Annotated in this window: 16 protein-coding genes; 7 read left to right on the forward strand and 9 right to left on the reverse strand. The window is 69.9% G+C overall.

Annotated features, from left to right (window positions below; all coding sequences use genetic code 11):
* Genes M3195_RS15635 through M3195_RS15645 form a run of 3 tightly spaced genes read right to left on the reverse strand, consistent with a single transcriptional unit; the run spans position 1 to position 3,510 of the window.
* Positions 1–870, reverse strand: coding sequence for an ABC transporter permease (locus M3195_RS15635; RefSeq protein WP_251588943.1), 870 nt, complete (start codon positions 868–870; stop codon positions 1–3).
* Entirely contained in the window at positions 867–1,886 is a 1,020-nt protein-coding gene (locus M3195_RS15640; protein ID WP_251588944.1) for an ABC transporter permease, read from the reverse strand. Before M3195_RS15640 ends, M3195_RS15635 begins: the two co-directional genes overlap by 4 nt.
* Complete coding sequence (locus M3195_RS15645) at positions 1,864–3,510, reverse strand: ABC transporter substrate-binding protein (RefSeq protein ID WP_251588945.1); 1,647 nt, start codon at positions 3,508–3,510, stop codon at positions 1,864–1,866. The genes M3195_RS15640 and M3195_RS15645 overlap by 23 nt, the downstream gene beginning before the upstream one ends.
* 223 nt (positions 3,511–3,733) lie before the next feature.
* Between M3195_RS15645 and M3195_RS15650 the strand changes: the two genes are divergently transcribed.
* Complete coding sequence (locus tag M3195_RS15650) at positions 3,734–5,143, forward strand: LLM class flavin-dependent oxidoreductase (protein WP_251588946.1); 1,410 nt, start codon at positions 3,734–3,736, stop codon at positions 5,141–5,143.
* 117 nt (positions 5,144–5,260) lie between these two features.
* Positions 5,261–6,838, forward strand: coding sequence for an alpha/beta hydrolase (locus tag M3195_RS15655; protein WP_251588947.1), 1,578 nt, complete (start codon positions 5,261–5,263; stop codon positions 6,836–6,838).
* Positions 6,839–6,900: 62 nt separating this feature from the next.
* Here M3195_RS15655 and M3195_RS15660 read toward each other — a convergent pair whose 3' ends face one another.
* Entirely contained in the window at positions 6,901–7,572 is a 672-nt protein-coding gene (locus M3195_RS15660; protein WP_251588948.1) for a response regulator transcription factor, read from the reverse strand.
* Entirely contained in the window at positions 7,569–8,732 is a 1,164-nt protein-coding gene (locus M3195_RS15665) for a histidine kinase (protein ID WP_251588949.1), read from the reverse strand. Before M3195_RS15665 ends, M3195_RS15660 begins: the two co-directional genes overlap by 4 nt.
* Before the next feature lie 227 nt (positions 8,733–8,959).
* Between M3195_RS15665 and M3195_RS15670 the strand changes: the two genes are divergently transcribed.
* Entirely contained in the window at positions 8,960–9,526 is a 567-nt protein-coding gene (locus M3195_RS15670) for a hypothetical protein (protein ID WP_251588950.1), read from the forward strand.
* Between the two features lie 36 nt (positions 9,527–9,562).
* The gene (locus M3195_RS15675; RefSeq protein ID WP_251588951.1) at positions 9,563–10,234 is read left to right on the forward strand and encodes a hypothetical protein; all 672 of its coding nucleotides are present in this window, start codon (positions 9,563–9,565) and stop codon (positions 10,232–10,234) included.
* Here the strand turns inward: M3195_RS15675 and M3195_RS15680 are convergent.
* The 4 genes from M3195_RS15680 to M3195_RS15695 all read right to left on the reverse strand — a co-directional run bounded on the left by M3195_RS15680 (position 10,212) and on the right by M3195_RS15695 (position 14,803).
* Positions 10,212–10,793, reverse strand: coding sequence for a hypothetical protein (locus tag M3195_RS15680; protein WP_251588952.1), 582 nt, complete (start codon positions 10,791–10,793; stop codon positions 10,212–10,214). The two genes, M3195_RS15675 and M3195_RS15680, sit on opposite strands and share 23 nt — an antisense overlap.
* A 64-nt stretch (positions 10,794–10,857) precedes the next feature.
* Positions 10,858–12,078: an acyl-CoA dehydrogenase family protein gene (locus M3195_RS15685; protein WP_251588953.1), complete on the reverse strand. Its 1,221-nt coding sequence runs from the start codon at positions 12,076–12,078 to the stop codon at positions 10,858–10,860.
* An 11-nt stretch (positions 12,079–12,089) separates the two neighbouring features.
* Positions 12,090–13,316 (reverse strand): acyl-CoA dehydrogenase family protein, encoded by a 1,227-nt coding sequence (locus tag M3195_RS15690; RefSeq protein ID WP_251588954.1) that lies wholly within the window; start codon positions 13,314–13,316, stop codon positions 12,090–12,092.
* Positions 13,313–14,803: an LLM class flavin-dependent oxidoreductase gene (locus M3195_RS15695; RefSeq protein WP_251588955.1), complete on the reverse strand. Its 1,491-nt coding sequence runs from the start codon at positions 14,801–14,803 to the stop codon at positions 13,313–13,315. The genes M3195_RS15690 and M3195_RS15695 overlap by 4 nt, the downstream gene beginning before the upstream one ends.
* Positions 14,804–14,983: 180 nt before the next feature.
* Here M3195_RS15695 and M3195_RS15700 point away from each other — a divergent pair, with 180 nt between their 5' ends.
* The 3 genes from M3195_RS15700 to M3195_RS15710 are packed head-to-tail and all read left to right on the forward strand — an operon-like array spanning position 14,984 to position 18,054.
* Positions 14,984–16,324 carry an ABC transporter substrate-binding protein gene (locus M3195_RS15700; protein ID WP_251588956.1) on the forward strand — a complete coding sequence of 447 codons (1,341 nt, stop codon included), beginning with the start codon at positions 14,984–14,986 and terminating at the stop codon, positions 16,322–16,324.
* Positions 16,317–17,243 carry a carbohydrate ABC transporter permease gene (locus M3195_RS15705; RefSeq protein WP_251588957.1) on the forward strand — a complete coding sequence of 309 codons (927 nt, stop codon included), beginning with the start codon at positions 16,317–16,319 and terminating at the stop codon, positions 17,241–17,243. The genes M3195_RS15700 and M3195_RS15705 overlap by 8 nt, the downstream gene beginning before the upstream one ends.
* Positions 17,236–18,054 (forward strand): carbohydrate ABC transporter permease, encoded by an 819-nt coding sequence (locus tag M3195_RS15710; protein WP_251588959.1) that lies wholly within the window; start codon positions 17,236–17,238, stop codon positions 18,052–18,054. Before M3195_RS15705 ends, M3195_RS15710 begins: the two co-directional genes overlap by 8 nt.
* The last annotated feature ends 31 nt before the right edge of the window (positions 18,055–18,085 follow it).

Raw genomic sequence — 18,085 nt, forward strand, 5'->3', positions numbered from 1 at the left:
TCAGCGTCCCTTCTCGAGGCTGTTCTGGATGTGCTTGCCGATCGTCGTCGCCGTCAGCGCGAGCACGAGGATGACGAGACCGGGGATGAAGGTGAGCCACGGCGCCTGCAAAATGTTGGCCCGTCCGGCGTCGAGCAGCGCGCCCCATTCCGAGGAGGGCGGCGCGACGCCGAGTCCCAGGAACGAGAGTCCGGAGGCCCAGACGATCGACTGGCCGATCGCCATGGTGAACACGGCGACGAGCGGCCGGATCGCGTTCGGCAGCACGTGACGACCGAAGATCCGCCACCACCCGTGGCCGAGTGCCCGGGCGGCCTCGACGTAGCCCGCGTTCTTGGCCGACAGGATCTGGCCGCGCACCATTCGCGCGTATCCCGGAGCAGTGCTGACCCCGACGGCGACGACCTGGGTCCAGGGCGAGGGGCCGAGGATCGACACGAGCAGCAGGGCGAGCAGGAGGTTCGGGAAGGCGAAGACGACCTCGATCCCGCGGTTCACGATCGCCGCGGTGACGCGATCGCCGAGCGCGGCGAGCGAGCCGAGCACGAGCGCGGCGACGAGGGCGATCCCGGCCGCGCCGATGCCGATCAGGAGCGACTCCCTGGTGCCGTGCACGACGCGGCTGTACAGATCGCGCCCCGCTTCGTCGGTTCCGAACCAGTGCGCGAGCGACGGAGCCTGCAGGGCGTCGGCGAAGCTCTGCGCCGTCGGGCTGTGGGTGGCCAGCATGCCCGGGGCGAGCGCCGCGATCGCGAACAGCACGGCGAACACGATCGAGACGAGTAGCGACCAGTTCACCCGACGGCGGCGACGAGTGCGGGGCTGCGTCGTGACGGGAACGCGGGAGGGCGAGAGGGGCGTGGTGGTCATGACGTCTTCAGCCTCGGGTCGATGAGCGTGTAGACGACGTCGACCAGGAGATTGGCGACGACGTAGAGGACGGCGACGAGCACGACGATGCCGGTGACGACCGGCAGGTCCTGCGCGCCGACCGCGGCGACGAGGGTCTTGCCGATGCCCGGACGCGAGTAGATCTGCTCGACGATCACGGCGCCGGAGACGGTCGCGCCGAGCGCCCATCCCGTTAGTGTGACGGCGGGGATCGAGCCGTGCCGCAGCACATGACGCAGGCGGATGCCGAGATCGCCCATGCCCCGCATCCGCGCACTGAGCACGAACGGCTGGTCGAGCGCCCGCTCGTACTCGGCGCGGACGGACTGGCCCATGAACCCCGCGAGCGGGATCGCCAGCGTGAGCGCGGGGAGGACGATGCCGTTGACCCCGCTGCCGCCCATCACCGGGAACCAGCGCAGCGTGAGCGCGAAGACCAGCAGGAGGAGGATGCCGAGCCAGTACGGCGGCAGCGCGGCGGCGACCGTGTCGACCGCCGAGCCCAGCGCGCGGACCCGCGGGCCGCGACCCGCGGTGACCGTCACCCACACGACCATCAGCACCCACGCGAGCAGGATGCCGGTGACCGTGAGCACGAGCGTCGATCCCAGCTGCTCGCCGATGAGATCCCACACCGGCCGGAACTGCTGGTACGACGTGCCGAGGTCGCCGCGCAGCAGCCCGCCGATGTAGTCCAGATACTGCACGACCAGCGGATGGTCGAGCCCGTAGGCGTCGACGATCGGTGCCAGCTCCGCCGGAGTGCGCTCCTGCGCCTGGCCGGTGCGGATGTTGAGGATCGCGGTCGCCCGGTCCCCGGGCAGTGCGGTCTGCGCGAGGAACGCGGCGGTGGCCGCACCCCACAGCACGACCAGGGCGCCGATCAGGCTCGACGCCAGGCGGCGGAGGCGGCGCAGCGTCCGCCCTGGGGCCGCCGCTCGACCGAAGACGATCCGCTCGGCCGGACGGGCCTCACTCGACGAAGTACGCGTCATAGAACGTCGGTCCTCCCTGTGCGTGCTCCTGCCAGACGTCGCGCAGGTGCGGGTTCACGCCGAGGGTGCTCAGCCGGTCGTACAGGCCGAACGACAGCGCGTGCTCGGCGATGTACTCCTGAGCCTGCTGATACAGGGCGTCCTGTGCCGCGGCATCCGGCTCGGAGTTCGCCGCGAGGATGATCGCCTCGAGCGCGGGATCGTCGTAGAAGGCGCTATTGGCGAAGTTGGGGTCGTCCTCCGTGCTCGGGCGCCAGTTGATGTAGAGGATGCCGGCGTTCACCGAGGTCCAGTACCCGGCCGAGATGTCGTAGGCGTCGCGACCGGCGTAGGTCCCCGCCCATGTCTCGGAGGGCGGCACCGGGATGAGGTCGACCTTGAACCCCGTCGCCTTCGCCTGCTCCTGCACGGCCTGGAAGATGGACGCGCCGTCGGCGTTGATGATCGTGCCGGCGTTGTACGGGAAGACGACCTCGAGGGTCTCCCCGTCCTTGACCCGGTAGCCGTCGTCGTCGCGCTCGGTCCACCCGGCCTCGTCGAGCAGCCTGTTCGCCTCGTCGGCGTCGTGCGCGTACCAGTCGGCGGCCTTCTCGCTGTACGCCGGCGTCGCTCTGCTCACCCCGCCGTTGCCCTCGAACGGGATCACGCCGTGGCCGATCGTGTCGACGATGCTCTCGCGGTCGAGGCTGAAGATGAAGGCCTTACGGAGGTTCTCGTCGGCGAAGGGCGCGCGCGTCGTGTTGAAGGAGATCTGCTGCGGGCGGCCCGGTGTCACGTACTTGTGCAGCTCGTACTGCTCGTTCTCGATGCCCTCCCACTCGATCGCGGGGATGTCGTAGATCGCATCGGCCTCGCCGGAGCGCAGCGCCGAGACGCGGGTGACTCCGTCGGCGACGAACCGCCAGTCCACCTTCTCGACGTATGCCGGACCCGTGTGCTTCGCGTTCTCCGGCCACGAGGTGTAGTCGTCGTTGCGCACGAGGACGACGTTCTCGCCGCGATTCCACTTCTCGACCACGAACGCTCCGGAGCCGATCGGCTGCTCGCAGTTCTCCTCCTCGGTGCGGGTCTCGAGCGCGTGCTGCGACTGGATGCCGAAGTACCCCTGCGTGAGGTTCTCGACGAAGCGCGTGTAGGGGCGGGAGAGGTGCACGGCGACCGTGAGGTCGTCGACGGCCTCGGCCGACTCGTAGTATCCGCCGAGCCACACGGCCGCGGTGCTGTTGCCGCCGTCGACCCAGTAGTCGAAGTTGTACGCCACGGCCTCGGCATCCACCGGGGTGCCGTCGGTGAACTCGACCCCCTCCTTGAGGGTGAGCGTGTAGGTCAGACCGTCGTCGCTCTCGGCCCAGTCCTTTGCGAGCCACGGCACGACCTCGCCGTCCTCGGTGAGGGAGAACAGGCTGTCGAGGAACTGGTACGAGATGTACGCCTGCTCGATCCAGCCGCCGAAGAGGCACTGAGGTTCCTGCTGGTGCGCGTAGACGATGGTGCCGCCGTCGACGCGTTCGGCGTCGGCGGCGGGCTGTGCGACGGCGCCGCCGCTGCAGGCGGACAGGGCGAGGGCGACCACGGCCGAGGCCGCGGTCGCGGCCAGTGCTCGGCGGGTCCTGGAGGCGTTCATGGGGCTCGGGGCCTTTCGTCGGGTGTCGACGCGGCGGTCGATGGACGCCGCGTTGGTGCGATCATCCCGAGCCGGGCGGCGGCTCACATCCCTCGTGTCACGGGGCGCCGTGCGACGTCACGCGGCGTCATGCGGCCTCATGCAGCGCCATCGGATGCCGTCGCTCCGCGCTCATGCGGGACGATCGGCGGTGGCGCGTGTGCGTCACGGAAGGAGCCCCGTCATGTCCGAACCCAAGCGCCTCATCCTCAACCTGTTCGAGATGAACTGCGTCAGCCACATCACCCACGGACTCTGGCGGCTTCCTGGCAATCGACGGACGCAGTTCACAGACATCGAATATTGGACCGAGCTCGCGCAGCTGCTCGAGGCCGGCGGCTTCGATGCCGTGTTCCTCGCCGACGTGATCGGCGCCTACGACGTGTTCCGCGGCGGGCCGGAGACGGCGATCCGCGAGGGCCTCCAGATCCCGAGCAACGACCCGATGCTCGTCGTGCCGGCGATGGCCGCCGTGACGCAACACCTCGGGTTCGGCATCACATTCTCGACCACCTACGAACCGCCCTTCGCGTTCGCGCGCCGCATGTCGACCCTCGACCACCTCACCAAGGGTCGGGTGGGGTGGAACATCGTGACCTCGTACCTTCCCAACGCCGCCCGCAACTTCGGACTCGACGGCGAGGTCGACCACGACACCCGCTACGAGATCGCCGACGAGTACCTCGAGGTGCTCTACAAGCTGTGGGAGGGCTCGTGGGACGACGACGCGATCGTCGAGGATCGGGAGAACGGGGTGTTCGCCGATCCCGAGAAGATCCGGTACATCAACCACCGAGGTCCGAGATACTCCGTCGCCGGACCGCACCTCTCCTCTCCGTCCCGTCAGCGCACGCCCTTCCTCATCCAGGCGACGCAGTCGTCGAGGGGAATCGAGTTCGCCGGCCGCCACGCGGAGCTGATCTTCACCGGTGGGCGCTCTTTCGAGCAGGTGAGCGGCACGATCGCGAAGATCAGCGACGAGCTCGAGCGGCAAGGTCGCGCGCGCGACGACATCAAGTTCGTCGTGGGCGCGACCGTGATCGTCGCGCCCACCCGCGAGGAGGCGGAGGCGAAGCTCGCGGAGTACGAGCGGTACGCGAGCATCGACGGGGTGCTCGCGCACGCGAGTCTGCCGTTCGACCCGACCGCGCACCCCGCCGACCTCACACTCGGCGAGGCGCTGCGCCGTGAGGGGCGGGCCGACGACCTCACGGCGGCGTTCCTGCCGCAGGAGCAGACGATCGGCGAGTTCCTCGCCACGATGAAGGGGTTCCACCGGAAGCCCTTCATGGCCGTGGGGTCGCCGACCGACGTGGCCGACGAGATCGAGTCGTGGCTCGACGAGCACGACATCGACGGCATCAACCTCGTGCAGTACCACTCGTACGACACGGCTCGCGACTTCATCGACTACGCGGTGCCCGAGCTGCGGCGCCGCGGTCGGCTGCGCGACGCGTACACGCCGGGGGAAACGCTGCGCGAGCGCGTGCACGGCGCCGGGCCGCGTGTCGCCGAGACGCATCCCGCCGCCCGCTTCCGCGGAGGACGAGGACTCGACGAGCAGGCGATCCTCGAGGGGCGTGCTTCCGTGTGAGACGCGGGGGCGGCTCGTCGAGCCTCCGTCGATCGACCCTGCCGGATCATACTTCGGATGCCCCCGACCCGACTTCGCCCCGATTCGGCCGCCGCGCGGTCTTCCTAGCGTGGCGGTATGTCATTCCTACAGAAGCCCCGGTGGCGGGGCACGATGGTCGGCGGCCTCGCTCTCGTGGCCGCTCTCCTCGTCGTGACCGCCTGTACCCCGACGACCGCTCCGCCCGACGATCCGCCCGCCGCCGACCTCGGTCAGTTCCACGACCAGGACATCGAGTGGGGTGCGTGCGATCCGTTCGCGACGACGCAGGAGAACGCGGTCCTGTACGCGAACCCGAACGTCGAGTGCGCGACGGTGGAGGTTCCGCTGGACTACAGCGACGCCGACGGCGACACGGCCGAGATCGCCGTGCTGCGTGTGCCGGCGAAGGGCGAGCGCACGGGCTCGCTGCTCGTGAACCCCGGAGGGCCCGCGGTCTCCGGCAACACGTTCATCGCCCGGCTGGAGCCCGCCTGGCAGACCAACCCTCTGCTCGAGAACTTCGACATCGTCGGGTTCGACCCGCGCGGCGTGGGAGCGTCCACGCCGAAGGTGGACTGCTTCTCCGATGCGGAGTACGACCGGGGTGAGGGCTTCGTCGGCGGCGCGGTCTACACACTGACGTCGAAGGAGGAGGCCGACGAGGCCGCGCAGCGGTGCATCGACGCCTCAGGCGGCGAAGCGGCCCTCACCAGCGTCGGCTCGACGAACGTCGTGCAGGACATGGACATCATGCGCGCCGCGCTGGGCGACGAGAAGCTGTCGTTCCTCGGGTACAGCTATGGGTCGGAGATCGCCGCGATGTACGCGACCACGTTCCCCGAGAACGTCCGCGCGATCGTCCTCGACGGGGCGGTCGATCCGACGCTGACCTCCTCCGACTTCCGCGTCTCGCAGTTCGCCGGTTTCCAGGCGGCCTTCGACAAGCTGGCCGCGCAGTGCGCGGAGGCGAGCGACTGTCCGCTCGGCACAGAGCCGGAGGAGGCGACAGATCGGCTGCACGACATCATCCGCCCTCTGGCCGACGCCCCGGTGCCGACCGGCGACGGCCGAGAACTGGGCCTCTACGACGCGCTGGCCGCGGTCACCTCCGGACTCTACGCCGAGGCGGACTGGCCGCTGGTGATAGCGGGCCTCGCCGAGGTCGAGGCGGGAAGCGGGGCGACGCTGACTCTGCTGCGCGACCGCTACTTCGAGCGGGGCGCCGACGGCGTCTACGGCACCGATCCCGACGCGAACGTCGCGATCCGGTGCATGGACGCGCCGGCGCGCACGCCGGAGGAGCAGACGGCGCTCGCGGAACGGATCGCGGAGGTCGCGCCCTTGCTCGATCTGAGCGAGGCGGACGTCGAGTACCACCACGAATGCGCGTCCTGGCCGGAGCCTCCGACCCGCGGCGATCCCTGGTTGGAGGTGCCGGAGGGCGACATCCCCATGACCCTCACGGTCTCGGTCACCGGTGACCCGGCGACACCGCACTCCGGGGGAGTCGCGATGGCGGAGGCGCTGGGCGGCAGCCTGCTGACGGTGGAGGGGAACCAGCACGCCGCGTACCTCCTGGGGCGCAGCGACTGCGTGAACGACATCGTGGAGAAGTACCTCATCGATCTCGAGGTGCCCGCCGAGGGTGCGACCTGCGCACTGCCCACCGAGTAGCTCCGCGACCGAAAGCAGGAAGGGCACCCGTCTCGCACGGGTGCCCTTCCTGAGCGCGAGAGCTAGTCGTCGTCGAGCTCGGCATCCTGCACGAGAAGTGCGACCTGCACCCTGCTGGCGACGCCGAGCTTCGTCAGGATCGACGAGACGTGCGTCTTGACGGTGGGGAGGCTGATGTGGTGCCGGCCGGCGATCTGCGCGTTCGACAGACCGGCGCCCACCTCCTTCGCCACCTCCAGTTCGCGCGGGGCGAGTACGCCGAGTCGTTCGCGCGCCGCCGCGCGCCGAGGCCTGCCGTGTGCGGTGTCGGCGAGGTCGATGAGTCGGCGGGTCACGTCGGCCGAGAGCGTGTGACTGCCCGACGCGACGGCGCGCACGGCGCCGACCAGCTCGTGCGGCGGCGTGTCCTTCAGGAGGAACCCGGCGGCACCGGCGCGCAGCGCGCGCAGAACGGTGTCATCGGCGTCGAAGGTCGTCAGCACGATGATCCCGGGCGGATCGGGTCGCGACAGGAGGTGCTCGGTGGCGGTCAGGCCGTCCATCCCCGGCATCCGCACGTCCATCAGCACGACGTCGGGGTGGAGCTCGTCGACGCGGTCGAGCGCCTCCAGCCCGGTGGACGCCTCACCGGCGACATGGAGGTCGGATGCCGCGCGGAGCATCATCGCCAGTCCGAACCGCACGACGGGGTCGTCGTCGACGATGAGCACGCGGATGCCGACATCACGGGTCATGCGAGCCACGGTAGTTTCATCGCCAATCGCCAGCCGCCGTCGTCGGTCGGACCGTGAGAGATTTCGCCGCCCACGAGGGCCGCGCGTTCGGCGAGACCACGCAGACCCGAACCGGTTCCACTCGCCGCCTGCGGAGCCGGCGCTCCCGCGCCCGTATCTCGGATCTCCGCGCGGATGTCGCTCCCCGCACGCCCGGTGATCGACACCACGGTATCTGCTCCGGCCGCGTGCCTGCGGACATTCGTGAGTCCCTCCTGCACGAAGCGATACAGCGTCCGGCCGAGCAGAGCGGGGACACCGCTGTCCACCGAGGTCAGGCCGTTCTCATCGGACAGCGTGATGGAGCCGCCGACGGGGAAGGCTTCGCGGACGAGGGTGGGGATGTCGGCGGCGCCGGGGAGGGGTACGTCGGCCTGCGGGGAGCGGAGCACATGCAGCACCTCGCGGAGATCCTGCAGCGCAGCGCGCGAGTTGCGTCGGATCTCCTCGACGACCTGTGCGCTCTCGGCGGACGACATCGAGGCGTTGTAGCCGAGAGCGCCGGCCTGGATGCTGAGGAGAGACAGGCGGTGTCCGAGGACGTCGTGCATCTCCCTCGCGAGCTCCTCGCGAGCCTCGTGCTCCGCCTGCGACGCCCGGAGTGCGGCCTCGGTTTCTGCGGCGACCGCGCGTTCGCGCAGAGACTGCACAAGAGCGCGCCGACTCCGGATGACGAGACCGAAGGCGGTCGCGGCGATCACCCCGACGACGTGCGCGCTCAGCAACAGCAGCGGGGAGGCATGGAATTCCGGTCGGAGAAGCAGTGGACCGGCGACCGATACGAGGTTCAGCGCGCAGAACAGGATGGTGACGCGGATCGAGCAGAGCAGTGCCACGGCATACAGGGCGAAGAGAGGCGCGACCGACACCGACGACAGGAACGTCCCCGCGACGAGGAGGACCGTCGCGACGGCGACGGGATGGGTCAGGCGCCACCACAGCGACAGGCACGCGCACAGGCCGAGCGCGAGCTCGACGGATCCGGTCCAGGCGGGCCAGCCGAACGGGCGCTCCAGGGTCGTGACGGCGATGTATCCGAGCGCGGCGGAGAAGACGATCAGCACGACGTCGACGACGTGATTCCGAGGTGCACGAGCGTGCGGAGTGGCAGGCGCGTCCATGATCCCGATCCTATGAGTCGCACTCCGGTGTGTGCCTCGTGCCGTGGTCGTCGGCCCTCCGACCAAAGTATGAGCGGCCGCCTGCGCGCGACTGATGTGCCGTCCGCAGGCGCTCGCCTAGCGTGTGAAGTCCGCTCGAGGAGAGGAGATGGTCGCACATGGTCAGATGGAGCACTCGGATCAAGCCGGGGGACGGGCGACCCCTCCGCCCGTTCCGATGGTGGCAGATGTTCCGGCGTTCCGTGCTGTCGATCAGCCTTCCCGTGGAGGGTCGCCAGGTCGTGCACACGATCGAGGTCAAGCACGGGGGAGATCCCGAGACCGGCGAGATCATGGCAAGCCTCTACCTCGACGGCTGCCGATCCGCGATCTCGCGGGTGCCCGCTCGATTCCCCGTGGCGGGCGGCGTCATCGAGGTGCGCACCAGCGAGGCAGGGTTGCGACGCTGCGTGTTCGTCTCGTCCGACGGCTCGGAGCGACAGCTGCAACCGGATCCCGCGTCGGCCGAGGGGCGACGACTGCGTCTGTCTCGACGGCATCCCGCCGCCAGCCGTGCCCTCGGGGCGGCCGCTGTCGTCGCGCTGATCGTCGGTCTGGGAGTGAACCTGCTCCAGCTCGCCGAGCCGCTCTCGCGCATCCCGCTGATCGCCGAGTCGATCGGAGTGTTCGAGTCGCCGATCCATCTGCCGTGGTGGGTGAATCTCGCGATCGGTGTGGCCGCCGCACTCGGGGCGACCGACCGCGCGCTGATGATGCGGTACCACTGGCTGCTCGACAGCGGCGCGGCCACCTGAACCACCGCGCCGACGACGGGCGGCTATCGTGAGCGGATGAGCGACAACGCGGATGCTGAGATCGCGGCGGCATCCGCGCGCCGCCGTACCTGGGTCGCCGGCGGCATCCTCCTCCTGCTGTCCGTGCTCGTCTATGTCGTCGCGAGAGGGCCGCTGGCTGCGATCTCTCCGGCGAAGGACTGGCTGTTCGCCGCTGCGGGCATCGTGTCGGCTGTCGGGCTGGGACGCGCCGGCAGCGTGACCGACCGGGGCATCGTCGGCACGACCTCGACGATTCTCCTGGTCGTCGCTCCGCTGACGCAGTCGTTCTGGTTCGGTCTCGTGCCCGACACATCGGATCCGCACGCCGAGGAGGATGCATGGGCGCTGACGGCCATGGCGTATTTCGGCCTACTCGCCGTCGTCGCCGTCGTCGCGGTCGTCAGCATCGGCCTCGCGGCAGTCATCCCATCGCCGTGGCGCTGGGCCCCGGCGTGGCTGCTGGTATGGACTCCGATCGCCTACGTCACCGGTCTGACTCTGGTCTGGTCGCCGTCCCCGACCCCGAACATCGGGTCCTGCCTGATGCTGTACGGACCTGCCGCCGGTACGGTCTTTCTCGGCATCCTGGGCATCATCCTCGGGCTTCGCGCGCCGCGTGCGAGGTCTGCGAGCAGCGCTGAACCGACGACTGGCCGCGCGGAACTCAGCCCTCGGGGTAGGGGCTGACCCAGTCGGTGACGAGGTCTGCGTTCAGGGTGATGACGTCGCCGGGCTGGATGGCGTCGCCGCCCGGATACCCGTTCAGCATCCCGAGCGCTATGCCGTTGTAGATGCAGAAGCGCTCGCCGATCACGGTCTCCACATCGCCCGGCGCGACGGTGTACGTCGCGATCCGCCCCTGGTCGTCGAAGCCGACTGTGCCCTGCGCGTAGTCCCTCGGCCCGAGGTCGACGAGATCGGCCCCGAGGTGCTCCGCGTGCGGCGGCCCGTCGTCGTCGCTGCCGAGGAAGATGTAGCCGGCTTCGGGACACCCCGCGATCGCGTTCTTCGGGATGCTCGTGCCGTGGCCCAGGTACTGGTAGCCGTCGCCCAGCTCCGCCATCATCGCGGCCTCTTCGTCGAGAGGCGCAGTCGGACTCGGCGTCGGACTCGGCGTCGATTCGACAGCCCCGGACGGTGCTGCACCCGATGTGACGGACGTCGCGACCATCACAGCACCGACGCCGACCGCTGCGATCACGGCGACGACGCCGACGCTCCACGCCACAGTGGTCCCGGTCCTCATGAACGACAGCATGGCAGACGCCCGTCGTGCTCGGCGCGAATCCGGGCGTACGACCTCCGTGGGCTCAGGCAGGCGCCGGCGCGTTCGTGTGCTCCTTCGCAGCCCCGACCGCCCAGACGAAGTCCGGCACCCGGCCGTTGACCGCGTGGTCGCCGAGCTGCCGCGCCTTGAAGATCCACGGATTGTGCGACGACACCGTGCGCGCGTTGCGCCAGTGCCGGTCCAGCGCCGTGCCCGAGCGCACGGCGGATGCGCCGAGGGTGTCGAAGAGGCGGGTCGCTGCACGGGGGACGAGGTCGGTGAGCACGATCTGCGCGTGGGTCGACCGCAGCTCCGCCGCGACCACGGCATCCTGCGCCTCCGGCGTGCCGAGGCTGTCGGCCGCGTGCTGCACCTCGCGGGCGACATCGAGCACGAGCGCCCTGGCCGTCGCGCTCGTCGCGGTGAGCTCACCGACGATCTGGAGCACCTGCGGGTCGTCGGCGACACGGTCGGCCGTGCCGTGACTGTACACCCGGGTCCGAGCCCGGACCTGGGCCGCAGTGTCGCGCTCGACGGCGGCGGCGATGCCCGCGAGAACCGAGAGCAGGGTGAGCTGGTACACCGCGGTCTGGAACGGGAACCGTGCGGTGAACGGCTCGACGTCACCCTCATCGACCGAGGCGTCGTCGAACACGGCGGTCCCGGTGCCGGTCAGCGGCTGGCCGAAGCCGTCCCAGTCGTCGGAGACCGACACGCCGCCCTGATGCCGCGGAATCAACGCGGTCACGGTGGTGCCGTCGAGGTCGACGGTGGCGTCGATCCAGTCGGCGAAGATGCTGCCCGTCGTGTAGAACTTGCGACCGTCGACCCGCCAGGTGCCGTCGGGTCTGCGAGAGACGCGGGTGGCGTTGGCGCCGACGGCCGCCGCTCCGTTCTCCGACCAGGCGTTCCCGACCAGCTCTCCCCGCGCGAGACGGTCGAGCCAGAGGTCGCGGCGTGCACCAGGGGGAGAAGCGAGCACGTGCTCGACGTAGGCGATGTGACCGCGGAAGATCTGCGGCAGGTTGGAGTCGGCCGCCGCGAGCTCGATCAGGATCTCCGCGAACGACGGCCAGTCCAGCCCGTCGCCGCCGAGCTCGACCGGGAGGCGCAGACGACCGAAGCCGGCTTCGCGCAGCGCCTCGACCTCGGCGAACGGCAGCGAACGGCTCTGCTCCCGCGCGACGGTGCCCTGCGCGATCTCCGCGAAGAGGGGGCGCAGGCGGTCACGCGCAGCATCCAGCCGCGTCTTCCGTTCCGTCACGTGCGTGCCCATCAGGTGTAGAGGGAGATCGGCTGCAGCTCGCCGTTCAGCGTCCACGCACCGACCTCGAGCTTCTTGTAGTCGATCGGGTCGTGCAGCGAGTGCGTGCGGATGTTCCGCCAGAACAGGTCCAGCCCGACATCCGCACGGGCCGAACTCGATCCGGTGACCTCGAAGATGCGATCGGCGACCTCGATCCCGACCTCGGTCGACACGACCTTGACCTTGGCGATCTCAATGGCGAGCTGTCCGCGGCGCTCGGCCGTGACGGCCGCGCCTTCGTCGACGACCTCGTCGAACAGGCTGCCGGCTCGATCCGCGAGTGCCACGACCGCGGCGATGCGCGAGGCGAACTCCCCGACGACGCGCTGCACGAACGGATCCTGCCGGTACGTGTCGGCCTGGCTGAGGAACCACGCGCGCGGTCGCGCGCGAACGATGTCGAGGCCGCGGGCGAGCGCACCCTCCGCGATGCCGAGATAGAGGTTCCCGAAGGCGAGCTGGATACCGGGGGTGATGAGCGTCGAGAACGGCTCGTCACCGAGCTCGCCCAGGACATCAGAGATCTCGACCCGCACGTTCTCGAACCGCACCGAGCCGCTCGCCGAGAGGCGCTGCCCCAGAGCATCCCAGTCGCCCAGGTAGCGGATGCCGTCGCGATCGTGATCGAGAACGACGAGCTGCACCGTACCGTCGAGATCGCCGCCGCGAACGGCCGCAGCCGCCAGTACGACGTCTCCTGCCGACGCCCCGGTGGAGAACCGCTTGAGGCCGTCGAGACGGTATCCGTCGCCGTCCGCCGTGAGCGCGAGGTCGGGGTCGGTCGGGTTGACCGAGTCGCCCCACACCCAGCGGCCGGCGATCGTCTTGCGGTGCCACTGCTCCTGCACCGACGGGTCGGCGGCGAAGCCGATGTTCCCCGAGTTGATGTAGTGGTACGCGAGCACCTGGGCGACCGACGCGTCGACCCGCGACAGGATGCGGATGACGAGGAACGCAGTCTCCCAGTGCCCTCCGCCTCCGCCGAACTCCGCGGGCTGGAGAAGGTTCACCAGGCCGGCATCCCGCAGCAGATCGAGCTCGGCCGTCGGATCCTGATTCGCCCGGTCGCGCTGCAGCGCGTCCGTCGCGAGCTCTGCGGCCACGCGCTCGGCGACGGCGCTCCAGTGCGCGCGCTCCGCGGCATCCGCCGTGCCTTTCCAGAGGCTGCGGTTCGAGGTCTCTGCGATGACGCTCATCGGGCGTCCTCCTTCTCGTTGAGGTCGGTCAATGCGGTGGGGTCGTCGAGGTCGGCGAGGTCGGTGGAGCCGTCGAGCGGCTCGCCGATCGTGCCGTCGAGGGCGCTCGCCGCGCCGGCGAAGGCGCCGCGGTACGCGTGGGCGGGGTGCCAGTCCGGCACGATGGGGGAGCCGTCGCCGCGGAGGCGTCCGCGCAGCGTGCCCTCGGGGTACTCGTCCCAGACCCGTCCGCGGCGGCGCAGCTCGGGGACGAGGTGCTCCACGATGTCCTCGAACGTGCCAGGGGTGATGACGTACGCGAGGTTGAAGCCGTCGACGCCGCCGACCTCGACCCACCGCTCCAACTCGTCGGCCACGGTCTGCGCACTGCCGACGATGACGGGGCCGATCCCGCCGATGCCGACGTAGTGGGCGATGTCACGGGGCGTCCACTGCCGCTCGGGATCGGCCTTGGTGAAGATCGAGAGCGCGGAGCGCGCGGCGTCCGTGTCGACGTAGGTGAGCGGCACGTCGGGATCGAACTGCGACAGGTCGAGACCCGACCAGCCGCCGTACAGTGCGAGCGCGCCCTCGAGTGAGACGTACTGCCGGTAGTCGTCGAGCTTGGCCTGCGCCTCCTCGTCGGTCGCGGCGACGATGACCGTGGCGAGCGTGAGGATCGACACCGAGTCGCGTGGACGACCGAGCGCCTCGGCGCGGGCGCGGATGTCGTCGGTGACGGGACGGGTGACCTCGGGTCGCAGACCGTTGATGAAGATCGCCTCGCCGTGCCTGGCCGCGAACTCGCGGCCCCGTGGCGACGCTCCCGCCTGGAAGATCACCGGGGTGCGCTGCGGACTCGGTTCGGCGAGGTGGATGCCGGGCACCCGGTAGTTGCGCCCCTCATGTCCGATCGAATGCACGCGCGACGCGTCGGTGAAGACGCCGGATTCGCGGTCGCGCTGCACCGCGCCGTCCTCCCACGACCCCTCCCACAGCTTGTAGGTGACGTCGAGGAACTCCTCGGCGATCTCGTAGCGGTCGTCGTGGGCGATCTGCGTGTCGAGGCCGAGGTTGCGCGCCGCTGAATCGAGGTAGCTGGTGACGACGTTCCAACCCACACGGCCGCGGGTGAAGTGGTCGAGGGTCGAGAATCGCCGCGCGAGGGCGTACGGCTGCTCGTAGGTGGTGGCGACCGTGACGCCGAAGCCGAGGTGTTCGGTCGCGTGCGCCATCGCGGAGATCTGCACCACCGGGTCGCCGAGCGGCACCTGCGCGGCATCCCCGAGCGCCGCGGCCGCGGAATCGCGATAGACGTCGTACGTGCCGAGCACGTCGGCGATGAAGAGGGCGTCGAAGGTCCCGCGCTCCAGCGTCTTCGCGAGGTCGACCCAGTAATCGAGGTCGTGGTACCGGTCGGCCTGATTGTCGGGATGCCTCCACAGCCCCGGCGCCTGGTGGGTCACGCAGGTCATGTCGAATGCGTTCAGGATGATGCGGCCGGGCACGGTGCTCCTCGGGAGGGTAGGGATGCCGCGACACTAGCCATTCCGTGCGGTCGCCCGCGCGCACGATGACGTTGCTGGTCGCTCCGCGACGAAGTGTTACGGCGGCGGTGCGCGGGCGGCCGGTCCCTCCCTAGCGTGAGCGCCGATCCGCTTCCCGAACCCGATTCCTGAGGAGCCCTCATGTCCCTTCTTCCGAGCCGCCGCGCTCGCCGTCTGCTGCTCGGCGTCGCCGGTGTCACGGCCGCGACCATCGCCATCGCCGGCTGCGCGTCGTCGTCGCCGGACGCGGGTGGCTCGGATGACGACGGCGACTTCTCCGGACAGTCGCTCAACGCCCTGCTGATCACCTCGCATGAGGGGGCGGGCAACTGGCTGAAGGAGCACTTCGAGGAGGAGACGGGCGCCGAGGTCAACCTCACGATCGTGCCCTACGACGAGATCGGCTCGACCCTCGCTCTCGACCAGCAGTCCGGCGCGAACACCTTCGACGTCGCGGCGCCCTGGTATGTGTCGATCGGCGACCTCGCGGAGGGCGGCTCGATCCAGGACCTCACGGACTGGATCGACGAGACGCCGTCGCTTGAGACCGACGACTTCATCCCGTCGATCAACGACCCGTACACGCTCGTCGGCGACCGCCGCTACGGCCTGCCGTTCGACGGCGACACGCACGTGCTGTTCTACAACACGGAGATCCTCGAGCGGAACGGCATCACCGAGCCGCCGACCACGTGGGACGAGTACCTCGCCGACGTGAAGACCATCACCGGGAACGAGGGCGACCAGGGCGTCTACGGCTCGGCGATCTTCGGCCAGAAGTCGCCGCTGATCCTCGGCGCGGCTTTCGCGAACCGCCTCGCCGGCTTCGGCGGCGAGTTCGTCGACGAGGACGGAAAGCCCACCATCAACTCGCCCGAGGCCGTCGCGGCCGCGCAGGCGCTGGTGGATGCCGTGCCCTACGCGTTCCCGACTCCCGCCGAGACCGACTTCGGCGTCGGGAACGGGGCCTGGTACGACGGCAAGGTCGGCTTCATCGAGAACTGGACCGACCTGGGCGTGGGCTCCGAGACGAACCCCGACTCGAAGGTCGCGGGCAAGTGGGGCGTCACGACCCTCCCGGTGGGCGGCGACAACACCGAGCCGAAGGCGTCGCTCGTCGCCGGCTTCACGTGGGTGATCGCCGCGAACACGCAGAAGACCGACCTCGCGAAGGCGTTCATCGAGTACGCCGCGTCGAGCGAGGTGAACTCCGAACTCATCGTCGCCGACCCGCAGACCGGCATCGACCCGAACCGCGAGTCGTCGCTGGAGAGCGCCGCCTACGGCGAGACCTACCCCGACCTGCAGCGCGTCAACCGCACGACGCTCAGCGGCTCGCTCGCCTGGCCGACCGGGGAGAACGCCTCCCAGGCCGCCCAGATCCTCACCGACGAGCTCGCCAAGCTCATCGCGGGCGACGGCGGCTCGGCGCAGGAGACGCTCGACCGCGTGCAGGCCGAGTGGGAAGACATCCTTGGCTGACACCCTCGCCGCGCGTGCGCTCCCGCGTTCCGCCCGCCCGTCCGGCCTCGCGCCGCGACGGGCGAGTCGGCGCGCGTCGGCATCCGCCCTGTTCACCGCGCCGACGATCCTGTCGATCATCGTGCTGGGGGCGTACCCGCTGCTCTTCATCCTCGCCGCGGCTTTCAGCGACTCGACCCTCGGTCGGCCCTTCCAGGAGTGGGTGGGCACGGCGAACCTGGAGAGCATCCTGACGGACGCCGACGTCGTCGCCTCCTTCGCGCGGACGGTCGGCTACGCCCTCGTCGTCGCGGTCGCGAGCGCCGGGTTCGGGGTGGCCATCGCCGTCGCGCTGGAGCGGGCGACACGGTCGGGAGCGGTCGTGCGCACTCTGCTCCTGCTGCCGCTCATCACTCCGCCCGTGGTCGTCGGCACTCTCTGGAAGCTCGTGTTCAACCCGGGCGGCGGTCTCCTCGCCACCGTGCTCCCCGACGTCTCGCTCGCTCCGCTCTCGACGACGGCCTGGGCGCTGCCCGCGATCGGCCTCGCCGATGTGTGGCAGTGGACGCCGCTAATCGTCATCCTCGTCTACGCCGCACTGCTGACGCAGGACCCCGCGGTGCGCGAGGCGGCCTCGCTCGACGGAGCGCACGGTATCCGCCTCTTCCGGCACATCACGTGGCCCGCGATCGCCGGAACGGTCGTGGCCGCCTTCTTCATCCGCCTCGTCATCGCGCTCAAAGTGTTCGACCTCGTGTTCGTGATGACCTCGGGCGGGCCGGGTCAGGCGTCGACCACGACGACCTATCTCATCCAGCAGGTCGCGCTGAAGGAGTTCGACATCGGCCGGGCGTCGGCCATCACGATCGTCTTCGCCGTCATCGTCACGGCCGTCACGCTCGTCGTCGCGGCCCTCGCTCGGAAGGCCCGTCATGAGTGAGCGTCGCGTGCGCGTCCGTCCTGTCGCGAGCACGGTGCTGTTCGTCGCGCTCGCCGTGACGCTCGTGCCGCTGCTGTACCTCTTCTCGGTGTCGCTCATGGGGCGGGACGAGACCGTCGCCGGGGTGCTGTGGAGCGCTGACCCGCACTGGTCGAACTGGGGCGACGTGCTCTCGACCGACATCCCCCGGTCGATCCTCAACTCGGTGCTCGCGGCCGTCGGAGGCGCTCTGATCTCGCTGGCCTTCGCGGTGCCCGGCGCCTGGGCGATCGTGCGGCACAACGCCGGCGGTCGCACGCTCGGCGCGACGCTGATGAGCCCGTGGCTGCTGCCGCCGATCGTCGCGGTGGTGCCGCTCCTCACGCTGCTGCGCGTGATCGGCCTGAACAACACCCTCCTCGGTCTGACCCTCGTGTACGCGCTCGTGAACGTGCCGGTCGCGGTATGGCTGCTGGAGGGGTTCGTCCGTCGGCTGCCCGTCGAGATCGAGGAGGCGGCGCGCATCGACGGCGCGGGATCCGCACGGATGCTGTGGTCGGTCGTCGTGCCGCTGCTGCTGCCGAGCCTGGTCGCGATCGGCATCATCGTCGCGATCCTGAACTACAACGAGTTCCTGCTCGCGACGTTCCTGACGCAGAGCGTGGACGCGCAGACGTTCCCCGTCGCGCTGTCGCTGTTCTACGGCGACCGCACGCCGCATTTCGGCAAGATCGCCGCGGCGTCGTTCATCGGCGTGATCCCGGTGTTCGCGGCGGCGGTGTTCTTCCAGCGCTGGCTCGTCGGCGGACTCACGGCGGGCGCGGTGCGCTGAGCGACGCCGAGGTCGGTCGCTGACGTGCGAT

The sequence above is a fragment of the Microbacterium hydrocarbonoxydans genome (assembly GCF_023715885.1).
GTDB classification, from domain to species: domain Bacteria; phylum Actinomycetota; class Actinomycetes; order Actinomycetales; family Microbacteriaceae; genus Microbacterium; species Microbacterium hydrocarbonoxydans_C.